Below are 17,471 nucleotides of genomic sequence, written 5' to 3'. Positions count from 1 at the left end.
ATTATTTCTTAGCGGCTCTTTTCTTTGGCGTTGCTTTTTTAGCAGCGGCCTTTTTCTTAGGAGCAGCTTTTTTAGCAGCGGCCTTTTTAGGAGTAGCTTTTTTAGCGGCGGCTTTTTTAGGAGCCGCTTTTTTGGCAGCCGCCTTCTTAGGAGTAGCTTTCCTGGCAGCGGCCTTTTTAGGTGTTGCTTTTTTAGCAGCAGCTTTCTTAGGAGTAGCCTTTTTAGCAGCGGCCTTTTTAGGCGTTGCTTTCTTAGCGGCAGCCTTCTTAGGAGTGGCTTTTTTAGCAGCAGCTTTCTTAGGCACCTTTGCACCGGCTTTGCGGGCTTCAGATAAACCTATGGCGATGGCTTGTTTGGGGTTGGTTACTTTCTTACCGCTTCTGCCACTTTTCAGTTTACCCTGTTTCATTTCTTTCATGTTCTCTTCTACCTTGTCCTGGCTCTTTTTTGAATACTTTGCCATGGTGTGGAATTTAAAGGTTAATAAATAAAAAATAAATGATCACGGCTGTATAGACCGTAGTATCTTTTTGATGTCAATGCCTTTGCCGAGTACCGGTTTAAAGATGTCCCCCATTTCGTTGATACGGGCGATGGCATTGGTAATATTGAAGTCTTTCATTTTAAGACCTTTCTTCACTTCGTCCCAGTGTAGCGGCATTGAGACCGTTGCACCTGGTTTCGGACGCAGGGAATAAGGGGCTGCCAGTGTAGCCTTTGGCCTGTTCTGCAGATAATCAACATATATTTTCCCCTTTCTGTTCTGCGTCATGCGTTCAATACTTGTAAAAGAAGGAAGCTGATGATGTACCTGAGAGGCAATCCATTTGCCGAATAACTGACAATCTTCGTATGTATATTTTGCGTTTAAAGGAATGTAGATATGTATGCCGGTAGAGCCGGATGTTTTACAATAGCCTGGAACTTTAATGCTGTCTAATACCTCTTTTGTAATCTGTGCGGTTTTGATTACCTGCTCAAAGGTATTCTTTTCTGTTGGATCCAGATCAATAATACACCAGTCAGGATGATCAGGTTTGCTGATCTTACTGTTCCAGGGGTTCATTTCAATGGCGCCCAGATTGGCCATATACAGCAGACTGGCTTCATCAGTGGATACCATAAAGTTTTTGTCTTCCCCTTCGCTGGTGTGATAAGGAAAAGTTTTGATCCAGTCAGGCGCTTTACCCGTTACGTCTTTCTGATAAAAGCTTTTGCCTTTAATACCATTGGGAAATCTGTTGAGTGATTGTGGGCGGTCTTTCAGATAGGGCAGTATGTAAGGCGCTACCTGATAGTAGTAATTCAGCATATCCCGTTTGGTGTACTTTTCTTCCGGCCAGAAGATTTTATTAAGATTAGTGAATTTCAGTTCGTGTTTACTGACCTTTCGTACCTGTGTCGCTTCAGAAGGATTCAGTAGGGTTTTACGATCACCACCGACGACAGGTGTCAGCATTTGTTGCGTAATAGAGCCGGCAGCTTCTTTTACCGCTTTGGCTACGGGTATGGCTTCTTCTTTTCCAACGTCCTTTGCTGCCTTGTCGATGCGCATGCCTTCAAAAGCAGGATGACGCATGACACCATCAGCAGTGATCTCCGCATAACTCACCTCACATACGAGCTTAGGACTTAACCAGACGGCTGTCGCCTTGGGTGGATTGGGGCGGAAACGGGAAGGTTTGTTGATATCAGGCACAGTATTGAAGGGAGATGTTTTTCTGATGAGTGGTTTGAATGCCTGCATCATCTCTTTTTGTTGCGCACTGGTAAAACCGGTGCCTATCTTTCCCGTGTATTGTAGTTTTCCTTTTTCGAATACGCCCACCAGCAGAGAACTGAATGTTTTGGAGGAGTTTTCATTACGCGTATAACCACCAATGACCACTTCATGTCGTTTATTGATCTTGATCTTTAGCCAGTCCCTGCTACGGGTGCCGGTATGGTAGCTACTGTCTTCTTTCTTGGCGATGATACCTTCCAGTCCGAGTGACCTGGCTGCAGAAAGAAATTCTGCGGAGGAGGTATCTTTGAAAGCTGTGCTGAGCCGGATGATATCAGGGGCGGGGAATAGTCGTTCCAGTAACTCCCGTCGCTGAATGAGGGGAAGTTGTGTAAGATCATACCCATTCAGCCACAAAAGATCGAATACATAGTAAATCAGTTCACCGTCAGCTTCACTACGCCAGTTCTGCAGATCAGCGAAGCTGGAGATACCGTTGGGCGACAGTACGACAATTTCGCCATCTGTGACGGCATTGATCTTCCAGGCTTCCAGCGCGTGGAAGACCGGGTAGAATTTATCGTCGAATGATTTGTTATTACGGGAGATCAGTTGGACGGCGCCTTTGTTTAGGAAGGCGATTGCGCGATAGCCATCCCATTTTACTTCATACAGCCAGCCAGGTGTATCAACAGGATGATCGACCAGTGTGGCCAGCATGGGAGACAGGGTAGTGGGGAATTTGGTCCGCTTACCTGTCGAAGGCTTTATATCCGAAGACTTTCGGGGCATGTTGATATCAGAGCAAAGACCTTACCAGTCAGCGAAGCAGTCTCATGTAAAATGTTTTAGCCTGAAATTTGAATAGGATTTTTAAAAGCTTTAAGAGACATGGTGAAACCGGATTTTTTTATAGCAGGACTGGGGTGTTCTGCGGGATGTCTGGATGTATTGAAGACATTTTTTGCGCATGTGCCGGAGCGGACGGGGATCGCTTTTGTGGTGGTGCAGCATTTATCGAGGAATTATGTGAGTATACTTGACAAGTTATTGCAATCGCATACGAAGCTGCCGATTATAAGGGTATTGCAGGATATGGAGATCAAACCTGATCATATTTATCTGCTGCCGGAGGGAAAGTTTTTGTTGATCAGGGATGGGATTTTACGTTTGATACCACGTACCACGACACAGGTGGTCAATTATGCGGTAGATATATTTTTTACGTCACTGGCGGCATATGCCGGTAATAAGGCGATTGGTATTATTCTGACGGGTATGGGGACAGATGGCCTGGAAGGGGCGAAGGCGATAGAGGGTGTGGGAGGGATTGTGTTTGTACAGGATCCAGCGTCGGCGGTGTTCAAGGGGATGCCGGTATCGGTGATTACGGGGGATGAACCGGATGTGATATTGCCACCAGCGGAGTTGGCGCAGTCGCTTGCGAAGTATTACAAAAACGGTGAGATGCAGGATGATGAAGGGTTTGAGGCCGCGGGGTAGTATTTAGTTCAGTTTATTCACTGTCTTTTTATCTTTATTCACATTGTTCAATGTCATTCATTTTATGTTGGCTGTATGAAGATCTGGGGAAAGTGATATTTTTGTGGTGAGCAGTTGAGGAAGTGGTTATAGGGTATCTGTGTTACGTTCTTTAATACCTGCTTTTCTGGCGATGCGATAGTAGGCAGCGGGGAATAATATCCTTAACCAGTAGAGGTAGCGCTCCTTTCTGGCGATGAAGATGTGTTTCTTTTTGCGGATGATAGCATCACAGATTTTCTCTGCACAAACTTCCACAGGTATACCATTGAGTTGTGCATGATCCATTTTATTGTAAGGCTGACCATCTGCCGTGAGGGCGGATAATGGGAGTGGGGTATTGATTCTGCCGGGGCTTATAATTGTTATATAAAAGTCAGGGATGTCATGTTCTACCTGCAAAGTTTCAAAGTATCCTTTTAATGCGTGTTTGGAGGCCACATATCCACTGCGGCCGGGGAATCCCATTAGTCCGGACATGCTGCTGACAGCGACTATATGTCCTTTGCCGCTTTGTTTAAAGTGAGGGAGGAGGTATTGTGTGATTGTTAGTGGGGCAAAGAAATTGACTGCCATTAGCTGGTCATAAACGGCCAGACTGGTATCGGCTGCCATTGACCGTTGTCCGATGCCAGCTGAGTGAATGAGGATGTCAATATGCCCGAATTGCCGGAGAGAGTCTTCCACTATACTGTGTAGCGTGTCCCGGCGGGCTATGTCCGCCGGAAGCACTACGCAGGTCGTCAGCTGCGTCAGTTCGTTAGCCAGTGATTGCAGTTTGTCGGTATTCCGTGCTGTGATGATGAGTAATGCTTTTTCTCTGGCGAATTGTTTCGCCAGTGCGGCGCCTATGCCAGAAGATGCGCCTATGATCCAGACTACTTTATTTTCAAAATGCATGTTAGTGATAATGGTGTGCAAAGCTACGGTTTATGATGCTGGCAGGGGATGCTAATTTATAAATTGGTAATTATTATTTATTCATTGATATAATACGATGTTATATGGATGCTATAATTGAAAGCAAGAATGCTTTAATTAAAGGTAAAGATGTCATAATTGACACCAAACGTGCTGTAACAGGGGCTGAGCATGTCATCATGGAAATGAAGAAACAGCAAATGCTGGAGCTGTTTGAGGAAAGTGGGGCATATTTTTGGAAAACCTCGCGGGAGATCGCTGCGGAAACCCAGATTCAGCTGGATGATGTGGTAAAGATCCTTACTGCTTCCTGGGAATTTGTAGAATCCCGTTCGAAGCGTAAACAGGGAGACCTTGTTTTTACATCGCGTAAGGTGTATGAGAAGAGGACACCTTACTGGCGCCTGGTACTTGGCATACTAGCTGATCGGATTGATTAGGTCAGTCTGATATGGAGCATAAGCACAAGGTTCTGCGCTATAAAGCGTGGAAGATATTTATGTGAAAGTGGCCATTTTTATAGCTGTCGCATTCGTATTGTAATGGGGCAGAGTTGATTTATTTATTGATACAAAACCATTGTTTGTCATGCATTTTCTTCAGTCGCCGGTATACTTTTGTATGCTGGGTGCGCTTGCAGTACAATTACTGCAGATCGGGGAGTATTCCGGTATAACGGGATCCAGACGGGTTAACTACCAAACCTTACAGTTTTATATCTTTTCCTTTGTGTCAGTGCTGATGGCATTGATAGTAGGGTATGTTTATTTTGGAGATGAGCTGGTCGTACATAGCCGGATGCTTTATTTCCAGACAGGGGCGTCTTCTCCAATTATAATAAGATCATTGGCAGAAAGTGTAGCGGCGGGTGTTATATCAAATAGGGTCAGGGGAAAGCCTGAGATAGGTTGAGGAGAGGGCTGTTGTTAATCAGGGTTGGGTGATATTGTTTTTAGGGGAATGATTGCAGATGATGATTGTAGGATGACAGCGGATAATTGATGATAAAGGGAGAATGATAAAGAATAGTGGTAGGGCAGAGCGGTAAGTATTGGTAATGGGTAGCTAGATGATAAGGGGAGAATGATAAAGAATAGTGGGAGGGCGGAGCGATAGTAAGTATTGGTAATGGGTAGTTAGATGATAAAGGAGAATGATAAAGAATAGTGAGAAGGCAGAGTGATAGTAGATATTGGTAATGGGTCGCTTTGGGTGATGGTTTTACTGTTGATGATAACGATATGCTTTTGAAAGATTACCCTTACAGAACTGTATTAACAATAGACAATTAAGGATGATAGCGTGATTTTGACCGGCTGGTATATATTTCGTATATTCCTTTTAAGATCATCCGCGTTATGCAGGAGATAAACTATCATGATACAGAACTGCTGCAAAGCATTGCCGATGGCAATGAAAGTTCGTTTGCCCGTTTCTTCAGGGCAGTGGCGCCAATAGTGCAGGCTGACATTGCAATTATACTGAAAGGGGATAGCCATTGTATTCAGGCAGTATTACAGGAAACTTTTATCATTATCTGGTTACACAGAGACAAGCTGCCTCATGTAAAGGACATGGATGCCTATCTGCGCTCTGTGTCATTACATGAATGTTACAGCTATTTGCAGGATACGGCAGCAGATGAGCTATTGCCGGTGCCGCAATATGAGGAAGAACTGCCCCCGGAAGTACAACACTATAAGGCCTACCAGACGCTGATACATGATACGATCATGTCTTTACCTGAACAGCGGAGACTGATTTATGAGATGCATCGACTCAAAGCTATGCCACCTGCCCGGATAGCAGCTGCCATGAACCTGTCTGTAGATACAGTAACTGGTGCGATTAACGCGGTACACCAGTCGGTCAGGCAATGCCTTAAGGATGTTGCGCATAGCAGTGTATCGTCCCGCCATAATAACTGGGTAGTGGAAAAGACAAGGTTGCTGGATGGAAATCCTCCGGTTGTCAGACCTTATGACGAACACTGGACGCCCATGATATCCAGGGCGACGGCAATAGACCGGCCCATACCGGCAGACAGTACGCCTGCCATCCGGAAGATCTATTCAGAAAGGCTGAATTATCTCTATGCCGTCGCTGCATTGGTATTCCTGATAGTCGGGCCGGGCATCTATCTGATCTTTATGCGTTCAGAAAAGTCTGCTTCCTTCCGCATGTTGTCAGCAGCTTCAGATCATAAATCAAAAGATACCTTACCTGACGGTACACAGGTCTGGCTGAATAAAGGTAGTGCGGTAAAATATCCCGCTTCCTATACCGTGACAGACAGAGACGTCGAGGTAAACGGCGAAGCAAGTTTCCGGGTAAACAGCGATAGTGACCGTCCTTTCCATATCCGTGCACACCAGCTCTCTGCGGATGTGACCGGTGCTTCATTTAATATACAGACCTTTCCTACGCCAGCCCGATTGATCATCACAGCTATTGGAGCAACTATCCATCTCCAGGCAGGGAGTAAAAGGTTATCTATTCCCGCTGGGCAGCAGGCAGAACTGTCCCACGAAGGGAAAGTCTCTGTTAGTAAAGCCGATACGGCTACTATCGGCGCCTGGAAACAGCAGGTAGAATAGGAATAAGCTTATTTTTGCGGGGAAATGTAAGAAAAGGAAATCCGGGGATTTTCGGGGGAAAGCGTGTGTGTCTTGTACCTGAGAAGGGGGCATGGAAGGTTATTGTAGCATTTGAAGAGAACTATACCAGAAGGGAAGGAAGAGTGTCAGTTGAGGTCAATAAAGGTCAATAAAGGTCAATAAAGGTCAATAAAGGTCAATAAAGGTCAATAAAGGTCAATAAAGCAGTATCAGCAGATCGCTTACATGCTGCTGAGGGACCTATATCGGAAATTAAGCATGTGTGTGATTTCGATGCATATAGGCCTGTCTGTGGCCTTTATTTACCCTGGAAAGCCCTCTGCCGACCAGCTAACTTAATTGCTTTCAGGGAAATTGTTCTTTCAAATTAATTGATTATTAATATTTTACGTACCTGTGAAATCTTATTTGAAAAATATTTTTCACCCGAGGCAACCTTTCTCTACAGCTTCCGTATTTATAAGGTAAGGACATATGTGAGCCTATTGAAAAAACATTGGAACAACTTTCTACCATAATACAGGGGTGCATTAATAAACAGCCCAGATGCCAGAAGTTATTGTATGAGCAATACTATGGCTATGCTTTTAAAATTGTGTTCCGGTATATTTACAGGTACGAAAATGCCGCAGACGTTGTAAATGATGGTTTTGTGAAGGTATTTACCCGTTTTGATAAATTCAGTTGCGAGGATACCGAAGACCAGGAAAAAGTGCTGATGGGGTGGATCAAGCGTATTATGGTGAATACGGCAATTGATGAACTCAGGCGGAAAAATATGATACCGGAGATCGGCGGTATACCGGAGGAAGTATGGGAAGTACCGGACGTGGGACAAACAGCAGAACAGAAACTATACTATAAGGAGTTAATCATACTGGTAAAGGAACTGCCACCGTCCTATCAGGTGGTGTTCAATATGTATGTAATAGACGGATTCTCCCACCAGGAAATTGCTGATAGACTGAATATCAGTATCGGCACTTCCAAGTCCAACCTGGCAAAGGCAAGAGCTTATTTGCAAAAAAAATTAAACACAGATATACCTGAAATTGACGTATGCAGCTCCTAGATGACGATATGGACGAACTATTCCGCAATGCGGCCTCAGACTATCCCCTGAATACGGGTGGTGGTGACTGGGAAGCTATGCAGAATAAGTTGCAGCAGGCTGATAGCAATCAGCAGGGGACCGCTACACGCAGGTTAAAGGATCGCTGGTGGTTCAAACGTGGGTTATGGGTGCTGGTAACCATCCTTTTTTTAACAGTAGCTATAAGCGGATTATTTACCGGTAACCGTAAGGATACCGGGAGGAAGGGTATTACAGAAGACAATACGGCAGCAATAAAAGCAGCGGATAATAAGATATTAGCTAAGAATAGACAGGGAATTCATAACGAAAAGGATATAGTTACTTCTGATCACACAACAGGAAAGAATGAAGATGCCGGTATCGCATCAACAGATGATGAGAAGTATACAAGGGAAGGCACCGCCGTTCCTGATAAATCAGATAGCAGAAAAGGATCATCTTCAGCAACAGCAGACAACACGGATAAGACCAATACGCCTGCTACCGGTAATACTGGTAGAATAAATGAAGGCATTACTAAACCTGCAACTGTTGCGGCTGAAAATATAAATAAAGGAAATACGGACAAAGCTGTTACAGCTTTAGATGCTACGGCAGGGAGAAGAACCGGTGAAAATGCAAATAGTACCAGCGGCGCAGGTGTTGTTCCAGGAGCAGTGGCAGGAAAGAAAAATGCAGGAACTACTAATAGTGCAGTAACAGCTGATAATGCTGCCGGAATTGCGGGAGGAAAGAAGAATACAGGGAATACTGTTGGTAATGTGCCGGTAGTGAAGGCTGAGACGAAAGGAAAAGGCAACAATAATAACGTGCTGACAGCTGGTAGTTCTTCAGTAGTTGCAGCAGGAAAGGTAAACACTGACCGAACAGCAATCGGAGTCGCTAAACCGTCAGCAAACAACAAGCCATCAACAATCAACAACATTAGTATTATAAAAGGAGGCAGATCTACTATTGACGAAGATGATCAACTAAACACGCGTGAACGTGTAGCTTCGCAGAAAGGCCGGAAGGTTGCAGCAAATGTTGCAGAACGCGATGAACGTTCGTCCGCGGCGGACAGTGAACAATCCATCGTGAACAGGAAGAAAGGGAATATACCTGTACGCACGGGCGAAACACAGGATATCCCCAACAACAGCAGTTATCCTGCTGCGAGGCCGGGGATAACTGCTGTCATTGTAAGTCCGCTGAGTATTGAACATATTGACGGAGCCACAGTAAAGAATACACCACCGCAGACAAGTCTCTTACATGTGGATAGAAAGCGCAATATACCGGTCGTTGCATTGGCAGACAGCAGTGCGGCGAGTGCGACAAAAGTTAAACGGGAACCTGCTTCATTGAAAAAAGGACTGTATTATGGTCTGGTCTTTAGTCCGGACCTTACAACGGTAAAGTTCCAGCGTACCTCCAATGTCGGATATAATGTGGGACTACTTGCCGGATATCGTTTTGGTAAAAAACTGGCAGTAGAAACAGGGGTGTTGTACGAACGTAAATTCTATTATTCTACCGGAGAATACTTTAATACAAAGAAAACACCATGGCCTGCGGACATGGACCTTATCAATGTGGATGGATGGTGTAATATGTATGAAATACCTGTGAATGTGCGGTTCACTTTTGCGACAGGTGAAAAAAGCAGCTGGTATGCAAATGCAGGGATGTCATCGTACATTATGAAAAAGCAGAAGTACGATTATAGTTATAAATACTATGGCCAGTATGGAGAAAGGAACTGGACCTACAGGAAAACGACTGCGGACTGGTTCTCTATTATACATCTGGGCGTTGGTTACGAACGGCCAGTAGGCGTGTTAGGTACACTGCGGGTAGAACCATATGTTAAGATACCTTCCAGAGGTATCGGCATTGGTGATCTGCCTGTGACAAGTGTGGGTATGAATATAGGCCTGACCCGGCCTTTACGCCTGAGATAAAAACAGCATTTTAATAAGCAACGACATGACGCGAAGAAAATTGATCATTCTCGCAGGGGCATTGCTTTGCCTCATAGCAGCGGGAACAGGATATTACCTGTATAACAAACCGAGAACTTCCGCCGCAGCCGCGCACACAGATAAGCATATCTCCGCGCTGAAACTGTATGAGGAGTTTTCAAAGAATGAGCAACTCGCAAATACGAACTATGTGAATAAAGTGGTAGAAGTAGCCGGTACAGTCACAGATGTGCAAAAGACAGGAACGGCCGTTTCTGTTTTGCTGGCCGGACAGGTAGATGGTATGGGCGGTGTGAATTGCAGCATCGCACCGGGAGAAGAGATACAACTGCCGAAAGTTGGACAATCAGTATTGATCAAAGGGATGTGCACAGGGCTACTGATGGATGTAAGCATTGTTGACGCAACTATTATAAATAACAAGTAACAACTCAGACTATGAAAAAAGTGTTTTTCTCTTTAATAGCAGTAGCTATTGCATGCAGCACCATCATTGTGTCCTGTTCCAAAAGTAATGAACAGGATATCACTAATCCTCCTGGTAATGGCGGCGGCGGTGGTGGCGGCAATACCTGTGATACAGTTAATATGAAATATGCAACTGACGTACTGCCAATCCTCCAGTCTAGCTGTTACAGCTGTCATGGTAACGGTAACGTTAGTGGTGGTGTTTCCCTGGGTAGTTATGCTTCTGTAAAAACACAGGCAGACAATGGCAACCTGGTAGGCGTAATCACACATGCTGCCGGATATCCTGCAATGCCACAGGGTGGAGCTAAACTGTCAGATTGTAATATCAATAAGATCAAAGCGTGGATTGCACGTGGAGCACTGAACAATTAAAAATACGGATATGAAAACCATATGCTTTATTGTGCTGGCCTGTCTGATGTATCTGCCGATGAAAGCACAGACATATATGACCAGAAACGGGAATGTTAGTTTTTATTCCAAGACACCACTGGAAGATATTAAAGCACAAAATAATCAGGCGTTTGCAGCTGTCGATCTCACGAAAAAGTCGCTTGCATTTACACTCCTGCAGCGCAATTTCCTGTTTGCCAAAGAGCTGATGCAGGAACACTATAACGAGAATTATGTAGAGAGCGAAAAGTTTCCTAAAGCACAGTTCACAGGCACCTTTACCGGTGATGTGGCAAATAAACCGGGTACTTATAAGGTACAGGTAAACGGACAGCTGACTATTCACGGCGTGACTCAGCAGGTGCAGAATCTGCCCGCTGAATTACAGGTCGAGGAAGGTAAAATGACAGCTAAAGCTGCTTTTGCAGTGAAACCTTCTGATTATAACATTAAAATACCATCGCTGGTTAAAGACAAAATTGCGTCACAAATCAACATACAGATCGTAGCGGTATGTCAGCCGGCAAAATAGTTTGAATATGCAAAAGATCGCCTGTTATATCATATTGTGTTTATTACTTGGAAATGTAGCTGCCATGGCGCAGGATACCAGTCTGCTGAAAATGCTGGATGAATCCCAGAACTCTTCGGATCAATCCCATGTAGTGACGGGTACGTTCAAAGCTACTCAGCTGATCAATGTTCCTACTGTAGAATCGCCTGGTAAACAAAGCTTACAATTCCTGATCATGCACCGTTTCGGAAAACTGAATGAAGGTGCGTATGAACTGTTTGGACTGGATAATGCCTCTATCCGCTTTGGTCTGGACTACGGCTTTACCGACAGGTTATCTGCAGGTGTGGGCAGAAGTTCTGTAGACAAGGCATTTGATGGAAATATCAAGTATAAGATATTGCAACAATCCACAGGTAAGGGCGCAGTGCCCATTTCACTTAGTCTGTATGAACTCGTGACTCACTATACACAGCGATATACGGATAAACCTTATCTCAATTCCCGTTTCCGTACCAGTTATACTTCCCAGTTACTCATAGCCCGGAAGTTTTCACGGAACCTGTCGCTGCAACTGGCGCCATCCTGGACACATTACAACCTGGTAGCTACACCGGAAGATAATAACGACTTGTTTGCCATTACGGCAGGAGGCAGGATGAAGTTTACAAAGAGAATGAGTGTTACTGCAGAATACAGTTATCTGTTGCCTGACCAGGTAGTTTCAACAAAAGTGTATAATTCACTTTCACTCGGAGTAGACATCGAAACGGGAGGACACGTGTTCCAGCTGGTCTTTACTAATTCAAATGGTATGATCGGGCCTTATTATCTGTCCAGGACAAATGGTAGTTGGGGTAAAGGAGATATCTTTTTCGGATTCAATATCTCAAGATCATTCAATTTCAGGAAGTAAGCATAAGGACACAACGCTTTTATCAACAAACCTACGCCAACAGGGTTTGAACCGGCGGGTTGTGGAAAGTGGCTTTGGATAAAACCGCTTTCCGCAATCTGTCCGGTTTATCATTTATTTTTTATCCACGGGTCCATATTGTTGTACGACCAAGCATGGAAATACCTATATATCCTCTGATCTGTAAGGACGCACCTTTGAATTTCATGACGCAACTATATGTTTTTCCGCTCTTTGGATCATAGATCTTTCCGCCTTCCCACTCCTCATCGTCATAGGTGAAATTTGTGAGTATCACGAGGTCCTGCAACTTACGACTGCGTAACTTAGTATCAGGATTCTTGATATCTGTACGGGAACTTCCATCCGGCTCATACATGTTTTTACCCCATACGAGCTTGCCAAAGTATTTATTACCAGATTTATAGATCTCTATCTTACCGTCTTTTTCCTCATTCAGCCAGGTACCCAGTATCTTATCTGCCGTATTGTTTTGAGCTAACAGACTGCCAGTGGCAATGATCATTGAAAAGAAAAGAAGCATGAGCGTTTTCATCATGGAATGTTTAAAGTGTTTGTGTCCATAAATCAGGACCTATAATTAGCGTGCAATATTCAGGCCGGTCCGTTTATAAGGCCTGTCCCTTAATTTACATTTTTTTTGAATCCGGTTGTCAACTGACTGCAAAAACGGAACACAATAAAAGTCAATGATTTCGTGTATACCGTAACGATGGAAGGCATATTATTTTACCTTCATATTATATTTATATCATAAATATATCTAAATTACGTACCGGATTGATGTATAATAAGTGGATTACCACCTACAGTTACCTGTAGTTCCCAAAGAACCTATGAACCGAATTGCCATTAGATTATTGAAAATCTTACTGATCGTACTATCTTTTGTCTCATCAGCCACAGCACAAAACGGATACATCTACGTACATCTCAGCACGTTAAATGAAGCCTCGTCTCCTGATTTTCAATTCTCTGTAAACGGAGGTCCGACTACCATACCCGATTATTACCTGAATGATCAACCCTTTGCCACAGACGCTATCAGTGATATCGGCGCAAGTCATGGTATAACTGCTACCGGTCTGGGGGACGGAGAGTTATGGGTCGCATTGATCAATACACAGATCTATCATCGTCTGGCCGGCAGCAGCGAATGGATATTGACCGCATGGAACGGTATCGCATTAGACGGCGCAGGCCCCGGACAGTTTGTCAGTATCGATGCTAACGGTGATGGATACTTTATGGATGGTAGTAATCAACAACTTATTTATTCATCTGCTGCACATGGAGGAATAAAAGCAACTGATATCAGTTATGGTGATGGTCGCATTGCGATCGTTGCAGCAGATGGTACCATCTGGAAGAATAACGGAATATCAGCACCTTATACAGATGACTGGAGTATGTTGGCAGGGCCAGGTACCAATGCCGGCCGCTTAGACATATTGCCTTCTTCCGGAGACATCGTTTATTATAATGCCGGCAGTGGTAAGGTATTCACACTTCCTTTTGCCGGAGGTACGACACTTGATCTGGGTGCACCTGGTACAACAGATGTTGCTTTTGGTGATAATGGTACTATCTATGCAAATGGTTATAGCTGGAATGGTAGTAACTGGATTGCCGATATCACACGCTATACGATGTTTAATCGTATAACAGCAGCACAACAGGTATGGTGTGCAACCAATGTTCCTGCTGGTAGTGGTATACTTTTCACCCGCACGGAAAACGGGATCTGGATAGATGATGAAAGAATTACTGCAAAAGGAAATGCCATTGTATTACCTGTAAATGCAGGTGCTTATAACTTATCATCTGTTGTACCTGCGGGCTGGAACCTTGTAGGATTCACCATATATGATCCAGGGGCAAATTCCACTAATACAGCTGGTCAGACAAACGCAACAATCGACGTTTCAGCGGGAGAAACTGTACATGTGATTGCGCATCTGGCATTACTGGATCCTCTGGCTATATCGCAGGCGTGTGGTGTGATATCGACGGAAGATTTTGGTGTAGCGGCACCTTTCACCGGTACTTCTTATCACTATCACAATAGCAACGATATCAGTGATGGGTATTATGCTATTCAGGCTGCTGATAAAAATGGTCTGCTGACAGATCATACCACAGGCACAGGTAATATGATGTTGGTAAAAGGAGGTTTTCACCCGGAATATTTTTACTGGAAACGCCTGACAAATTTATTGATCGGACAACCTTATAAACTGAGATTCTGGGCAGCCAACACCAATCCTGCCGCTCCTGTGAAACCGGATATACTGGCAGGCATGGTGGCCACTGACCGAAGTAGTGTCGTGACATTCAGCACCGGTGCAATCAACAGTAGCAGCTGGACGGAGTATACATTTACTTTTATTGCACCTGCCAATACCGCTGATATCTTCCTGCAAAATAATGCTACCGGCATCAACGGGAACGATCTCGCACTGGATGATATCGCGGTCGTTCCAATGGCTGGTATATTGCCTGCCAGTACCATGATTCCTGCTACAACGGGCATCTGTGAGGGAACATCAGCTACTATTTCAAATGGTACGCCGGCCGGTGTATGGACGACCAGTAATGCTGTTGCTGCAACAGTCGATACAGATGGTAAGATCAGGGCCTTGAGTGCAGGATATACTGACATTACCTATACTGTAACTGATGCAACGGGCTGCAATGCAACGGCTATTAAAACACTGCAGGTATATGCATTGCCCGATATGATCGCTTTGGCAGACAGCAAAACTGTTTGTCCTGGTACAACACTGAATTTATCTGCCACCGCCAGTAATACGCCCGGTCCGTATATTTTTAAATGGACCGCTATTCCGCAGATAGGTAGTGCTATTGCAGATGATCAGTTACAACAAACAACAGCTGCACCCAGATTAGAAGGCAGTAGTTTTGTGTATATCGCTACAGCGATAGATGCACGTGGCTGTACGGCGTCAGGGATGACAGATACCATCACCGTAAATAAACTACCGGAAGCGGTAATTAATTATGCGGCTGATCTCTGTAAATCAGGAACAGCGACAGTTAATCAGACAGGTACCACAGGTGGCACTTATGCCGGAGGTAGTGGTCTGGTGATCGATGCCGTAACAGGGACAATTGATCTGGAAAACAGTACAGCAGGTACACACACGATCACCTATACTTTCAGCAACGGACAATGTACGAATACAATTACTACCAGCGTAAATATTCATGAACTGCCGGTAGTACCTGCTATCAGCGGTGCTTCAGCAGTTTGTGAGGGAGAACAGCTGTTATTGCAGAATACAGTTGCCGGTGGCATCTGGACGACCGGTAATTCATCTGTCGCTACGATAGACACCAGTGGTTTATTAAAAGGAATTGCTGCTGATACGGTTGAGGTGTTGTATGCGATCAGAGACAATTATGGTTGTGAGAATACGATCAGCAGAAATGTCATCGTCAATCCTTTACCACAGGCGGGCATAACATATAATAAGCCGGTATTTTGTACAGTAGGTACAGCCAATGTTGCTGTTACTGGTACAGCAGGTGGTACATTCTCAGCAGGTGCGGGATTAACGATCGATAACCATTCTGGTGTGATCGATCTGGCTGCAAGTCTGCCAGGCAATTATACAGTCACTTATAGCTTTAACAATGGCAAATGCGCTAATACTGTTACGACGCCGGTTATTGTGGAAGGTCCTCCTGTAGTAGCGCCGATAAGCGGTAAGAACATGGTATGTATCGACAGTCAGGGAACTGATCTGCAGTGTATGACTCCCGGAGGCGTTTGGAGCAGCAATGATGTGAATACGCTGGAGGTAGGCACCGCAGGACATATCAATGGTATCAGACCAGGTACAGCGGTCATTACCTATGAGGTAACAACAGCAAATGGTTGCCGTAACCAGAGAGACTTTACAGTAGATGTGCCACCAATGCCGGTATTTACCACAACAACAAAAAGTGCTACCTGTAACAGCAGCAGCGATGGCAGTATTACGATACCAGTGCCAGGCACAGGTTATAAATATAGCCTGAATGGTGGCGCCTGGGTAGATGAGAATATATTCACCAATCTGAGAGGTGGTGATTACAGTGTGCAGGTGATGAATGAAAAGAACTGTGTATCTGCTGTATCGATAGTAAAAGTACCTGCTCCACTGGATATCGCATTGATCATTCTTCCAAAAGATATTACCTGTCACGGTGATAATTCAGGTTCATTGACGTTATCAGCGACAGGCGGTACGCCGCCTTACCGTGTGGCATGGAGTACAGGTGCTACAGGTAATAAGATCACGAATCTGCCGGCAGGCAATTATTCCGTTACCGTAACAGACCAGAATGGGTGTTTCTCGACAATGAGAATGCCGCTGACAGAATTATTCCCGGTGTTTCTGGTGAATGATCCTGTAAAGCAGGAGGGCGGTTTATTGAGAATTACCGGTACTGCTATGTCAGGGGCGGATATCCTGGTGACCTATCCGGATGGGAGTATCACAACAACACATACCGATGGAAAAGGCGACTTCAGTACGTTGTCATCTCGTGTAGTGGGAACAGGCAGGATCATGGTGACAGTAACTGATCCTTCCAGTAAAGGGAATTGTGTGAAATACATCGACTACAACAACAGTACTTCTGCCGACCTTTCTATTATCAAGAGTGTAACGATCGCGAAAGCGCCTACTGTAGGTGATCCGGTGACCTTTACGCTGACGGTTAACAATAAAGGTCTGGACCATGCTTCACAGGTAATAGTGACGGATGATATTTCAGATATGCTGGATGAGATCACGGACATGACGACAACAGGTGGACGTGCTTTCTTCAACACACGTACGCATCAGGTAGTGTGGAATATCGATACGCTTTATGTGAATAAGCCGATGCAATTATCATTTACCACACGTATTATCTATGGTGGTATGCTGGAGAATTCGGCTACTGTTTCCGGTCGTGAAACAGATCCTGATCTCAGTAATAACGAAGCTGCTATCCAGCCTTTGGAAATCTCGCCCGATCTGTTTATTCCGAATGTGGTGACAGCTAATGGAGATGGTAAGAATGATTATTTCGTAGTGAGAGGTATTGAGCAATATCCTGGTTCTGTGCTGGAGATATTTAATCGCTGGGGTAGTGTGGTGTACCATGCGGTCAACTATTCCAATAACTGGGGCGGTGTGGGGCTTTCTTCCGGCATCTATTACTATGTGCTGAAGATTAACATGTCACGTACCGTAAAAGTATATAAAGGATACATAGAACTGATCCAAAAATAGTGTT

The 17,471-nt window shown here is 44.6% G+C and carries 15 protein-coding genes; 11 read left to right on the top strand and 4 right to left on the bottom strand.

Features of this window, described 5'->3' with window-relative positions; genetic code table 11:
• Nucleotide 1: 1 nt before the first annotated feature.
• Nucleotides 2-463 carry a DUF6496 domain-containing protein gene (locus tag BMZ72_RS37045; protein ID WP_255373321.1) on the bottom strand — a complete coding sequence of 154 codons (462 nt, stop codon included), beginning with the start codon at nucleotides 461-463 and terminating at the stop codon, nucleotides 2-4.
• A 39-nt stretch (nucleotides 464-502) separates the two neighbouring features.
• Entirely contained in the window at nucleotides 503-2,515 is a 2,013-nt protein-coding gene (ligD, locus tag BMZ72_RS29055) for a DNA ligase D (protein ID WP_255373320.1), read from the bottom strand.
• A 99-nt stretch (nucleotides 2,516-2,614) separates the two neighbouring features.
• Here ligD and BMZ72_RS29050 point away from each other — a divergent pair, with 99 nt between their 5' ends.
• Nucleotides 2,615-3,226: a chemotaxis protein CheB gene (locus BMZ72_RS29050; protein ID WP_089813700.1), complete on the top strand. Its 612-nt coding sequence runs from the start codon at nucleotides 2,615-2,617 to the stop codon at nucleotides 3,224-3,226.
• A gap of 126 nt (nucleotides 3,227-3,352) precedes the next feature.
• Here the strand turns inward: BMZ72_RS29050 and BMZ72_RS29045 are convergent, their stop codons facing one another.
• Nucleotides 3,353-4,186: an SDR family oxidoreductase gene (locus BMZ72_RS29045; RefSeq protein WP_143087812.1), complete on the bottom strand. Its 834-nt coding sequence runs from the start codon at nucleotides 4,184-4,186 to the stop codon at nucleotides 3,353-3,355.
• A gap of 83 nt (nucleotides 4,187-4,269) precedes the next feature.
• Between BMZ72_RS29045 and BMZ72_RS29040 the strand changes: the two genes are divergently transcribed.
• From BMZ72_RS29040 to BMZ72_RS29000, 9 genes are all read left to right on the top strand, one after another.
• Nucleotides 4,270-4,626: a hypothetical protein gene (locus BMZ72_RS29040; protein WP_089813697.1), complete on the top strand. Its 357-nt coding sequence runs from the start codon at nucleotides 4,270-4,272 to the stop codon at nucleotides 4,624-4,626.
• A 148-nt stretch (nucleotides 4,627-4,774) separates the two neighbouring features.
• Nucleotides 4,775-5,098 (top strand): hypothetical protein, encoded by a 324-nt coding sequence (locus BMZ72_RS36710; RefSeq protein ID WP_089813695.1) that lies wholly within the window; start codon nucleotides 4,775-4,777, stop codon nucleotides 5,096-5,098.
• A 446-nt stretch (nucleotides 5,099-5,544) separates the two neighbouring features.
• Complete coding sequence (locus tag BMZ72_RS29030) at nucleotides 5,545-6,783, top strand: FecR domain-containing protein (protein WP_089813693.1); 1,239 nt, start codon at nucleotides 5,545-5,547, stop codon at nucleotides 6,781-6,783.
• Nucleotides 6,784-7,300: 517 nt separating this feature from the next.
• On the top strand, nucleotides 7,301-7,876 hold the full coding sequence (locus tag BMZ72_RS29025; protein WP_089813691.1) for an RNA polymerase sigma factor: 576 nt from the start codon (nucleotides 7,301-7,303) through the stop codon (nucleotides 7,874-7,876).
• The gene (locus BMZ72_RS29020; RefSeq protein ID WP_089813690.1) at nucleotides 7,864-9,843 is read left to right on the top strand and encodes an outer membrane beta-barrel protein; all 1,980 of its coding nucleotides are present in this window, start codon (nucleotides 7,864-7,866) and stop codon (nucleotides 9,841-9,843) included. The genes BMZ72_RS29025 and BMZ72_RS29020 overlap by 13 nt, the downstream gene beginning before the upstream one ends.
• Nucleotides 9,844-9,868: 25 nt before the next feature.
• The gene (locus tag BMZ72_RS29015) at nucleotides 9,869-10,291 is read left to right on the top strand and encodes an OB-fold protein (RefSeq protein ID WP_089813688.1); all 423 of its coding nucleotides are present in this window, start codon (nucleotides 9,869-9,871) and stop codon (nucleotides 10,289-10,291) included.
• Between the two features lie 11 nt (nucleotides 10,292-10,302).
• Nucleotides 10,303-10,707 carry a c-type cytochrome gene (locus BMZ72_RS29010; RefSeq protein ID WP_089813686.1) on the top strand — a complete coding sequence of 135 codons (405 nt, stop codon included), beginning with the start codon at nucleotides 10,303-10,305 and terminating at the stop codon, nucleotides 10,705-10,707.
• Between the two features lie 10 nt (nucleotides 10,708-10,717).
• Nucleotides 10,718-11,260 carry a YceI family protein gene (locus BMZ72_RS29005; protein ID WP_089813683.1) on the top strand — a complete coding sequence of 181 codons (543 nt, stop codon included), beginning with the start codon at nucleotides 10,718-10,720 and terminating at the stop codon, nucleotides 11,258-11,260.
• Between the two features lie 7 nt (nucleotides 11,261-11,267).
• Nucleotides 11,268-12,158, top strand: a complete 891-nt coding sequence (locus BMZ72_RS29000; RefSeq protein WP_089813682.1) for a DUF5777 family beta-barrel protein — start codon at nucleotides 11,268-11,270, stop codon at nucleotides 12,156-12,158.
• A gap of 121 nt (nucleotides 12,159-12,279) precedes the next feature.
• On the opposite strand, the gene BMZ72_RS28995 is transcribed toward BMZ72_RS29000, so the two are convergent.
• Nucleotides 12,280-12,714, bottom strand: coding sequence for a DUF2147 domain-containing protein (locus tag BMZ72_RS28995; RefSeq protein WP_255373319.1), 435 nt, complete (start codon nucleotides 12,712-12,714; stop codon nucleotides 12,280-12,282).
• Nucleotides 12,715-13,039: 325 nt separating this feature from the next.
• On the opposite strand from BMZ72_RS28995, the gene BMZ72_RS28990 reads away from it, so the two are divergent.
• Nucleotides 13,040-17,467: a T9SS type B sorting domain-containing protein gene (locus tag BMZ72_RS28990; RefSeq protein WP_177222963.1), complete on the top strand. Its 4,428-nt coding sequence runs from the start codon at nucleotides 13,040-13,042 to the stop codon at nucleotides 17,465-17,467.
• Nucleotides 17,468-17,471 lie beyond the last annotated feature (4 nt).

This window comes from Chitinophaga sp. YR627 (genome assembly GCF_900114995.1).
GTDB lineage: Bacteria > Bacteroidota > Bacteroidia > Chitinophagales > Chitinophagaceae > Chitinophaga.
The sequence above is the reverse complement of the archived record's forward strand: the minus strand, read 5'-3'. Positions and strand labels throughout refer to the sequence as shown.

Coding starts and splice junctions, on each gene's coding strand:
- BMZ72_RS37045 (WP_255373321.1), bottom strand. CDS start 463: ATGGCAAAGTATTCAAAAAAGAGCCAGGACAAGGTAGAAGAGAACATG.
- ligD (WP_255373320.1), bottom strand. CDS start 2,515: ATGCCCCGAAAGTCTTCGGATATAAAGCCTTCGACAGGTAAGCGGACC.
- BMZ72_RS29050 (WP_089813700.1), top strand. CDS start 2,615: ATGGTGAAACCGGATTTTTTTATAGCAGGACTGGGGTGTTCTGCGGGA.
- BMZ72_RS29040 (WP_089813697.1), top strand. CDS start 4,270: ATGGATGCTATAATTGAAAGCAAGAATGCTTTAATTAAAGGTAAAGAT.
- BMZ72_RS36710 (WP_089813695.1), top strand. CDS start 4,775: ATGCATTTTCTTCAGTCGCCGGTATACTTTTGTATGCTGGGTGCGCTT.
- BMZ72_RS29030 (WP_089813693.1), top strand. CDS start 5,545: ATGCAGGAGATAAACTATCATGATACAGAACTGCTGCAAAGCATTGCC.
- BMZ72_RS29020 (WP_089813690.1), top strand. CDS start 7,864: ATGCAGCTCCTAGATGACGATATGGACGAACTATTCCGCAATGCGGCC.
- BMZ72_RS29015 (WP_089813688.1), top strand. CDS start 9,869: ATGACGCGAAGAAAATTGATCATTCTCGCAGGGGCATTGCTTTGCCTC.
- BMZ72_RS29010 (WP_089813686.1), top strand. CDS start 10,303: ATGAAAAAAGTGTTTTTCTCTTTAATAGCAGTAGCTATTGCATGCAGC.
- BMZ72_RS29005 (WP_089813683.1), top strand. CDS start 10,718: ATGAAAACCATATGCTTTATTGTGCTGGCCTGTCTGATGTATCTGCCG.
- BMZ72_RS29000 (WP_089813682.1), top strand. CDS start 11,268: ATGCAAAAGATCGCCTGTTATATCATATTGTGTTTATTACTTGGAAAT.
- BMZ72_RS28995 (WP_255373319.1), bottom strand. CDS start 12,714: ATGAAAACGCTCATGCTTCTTTTCTTTTCAATGATCATTGCCACTGGC.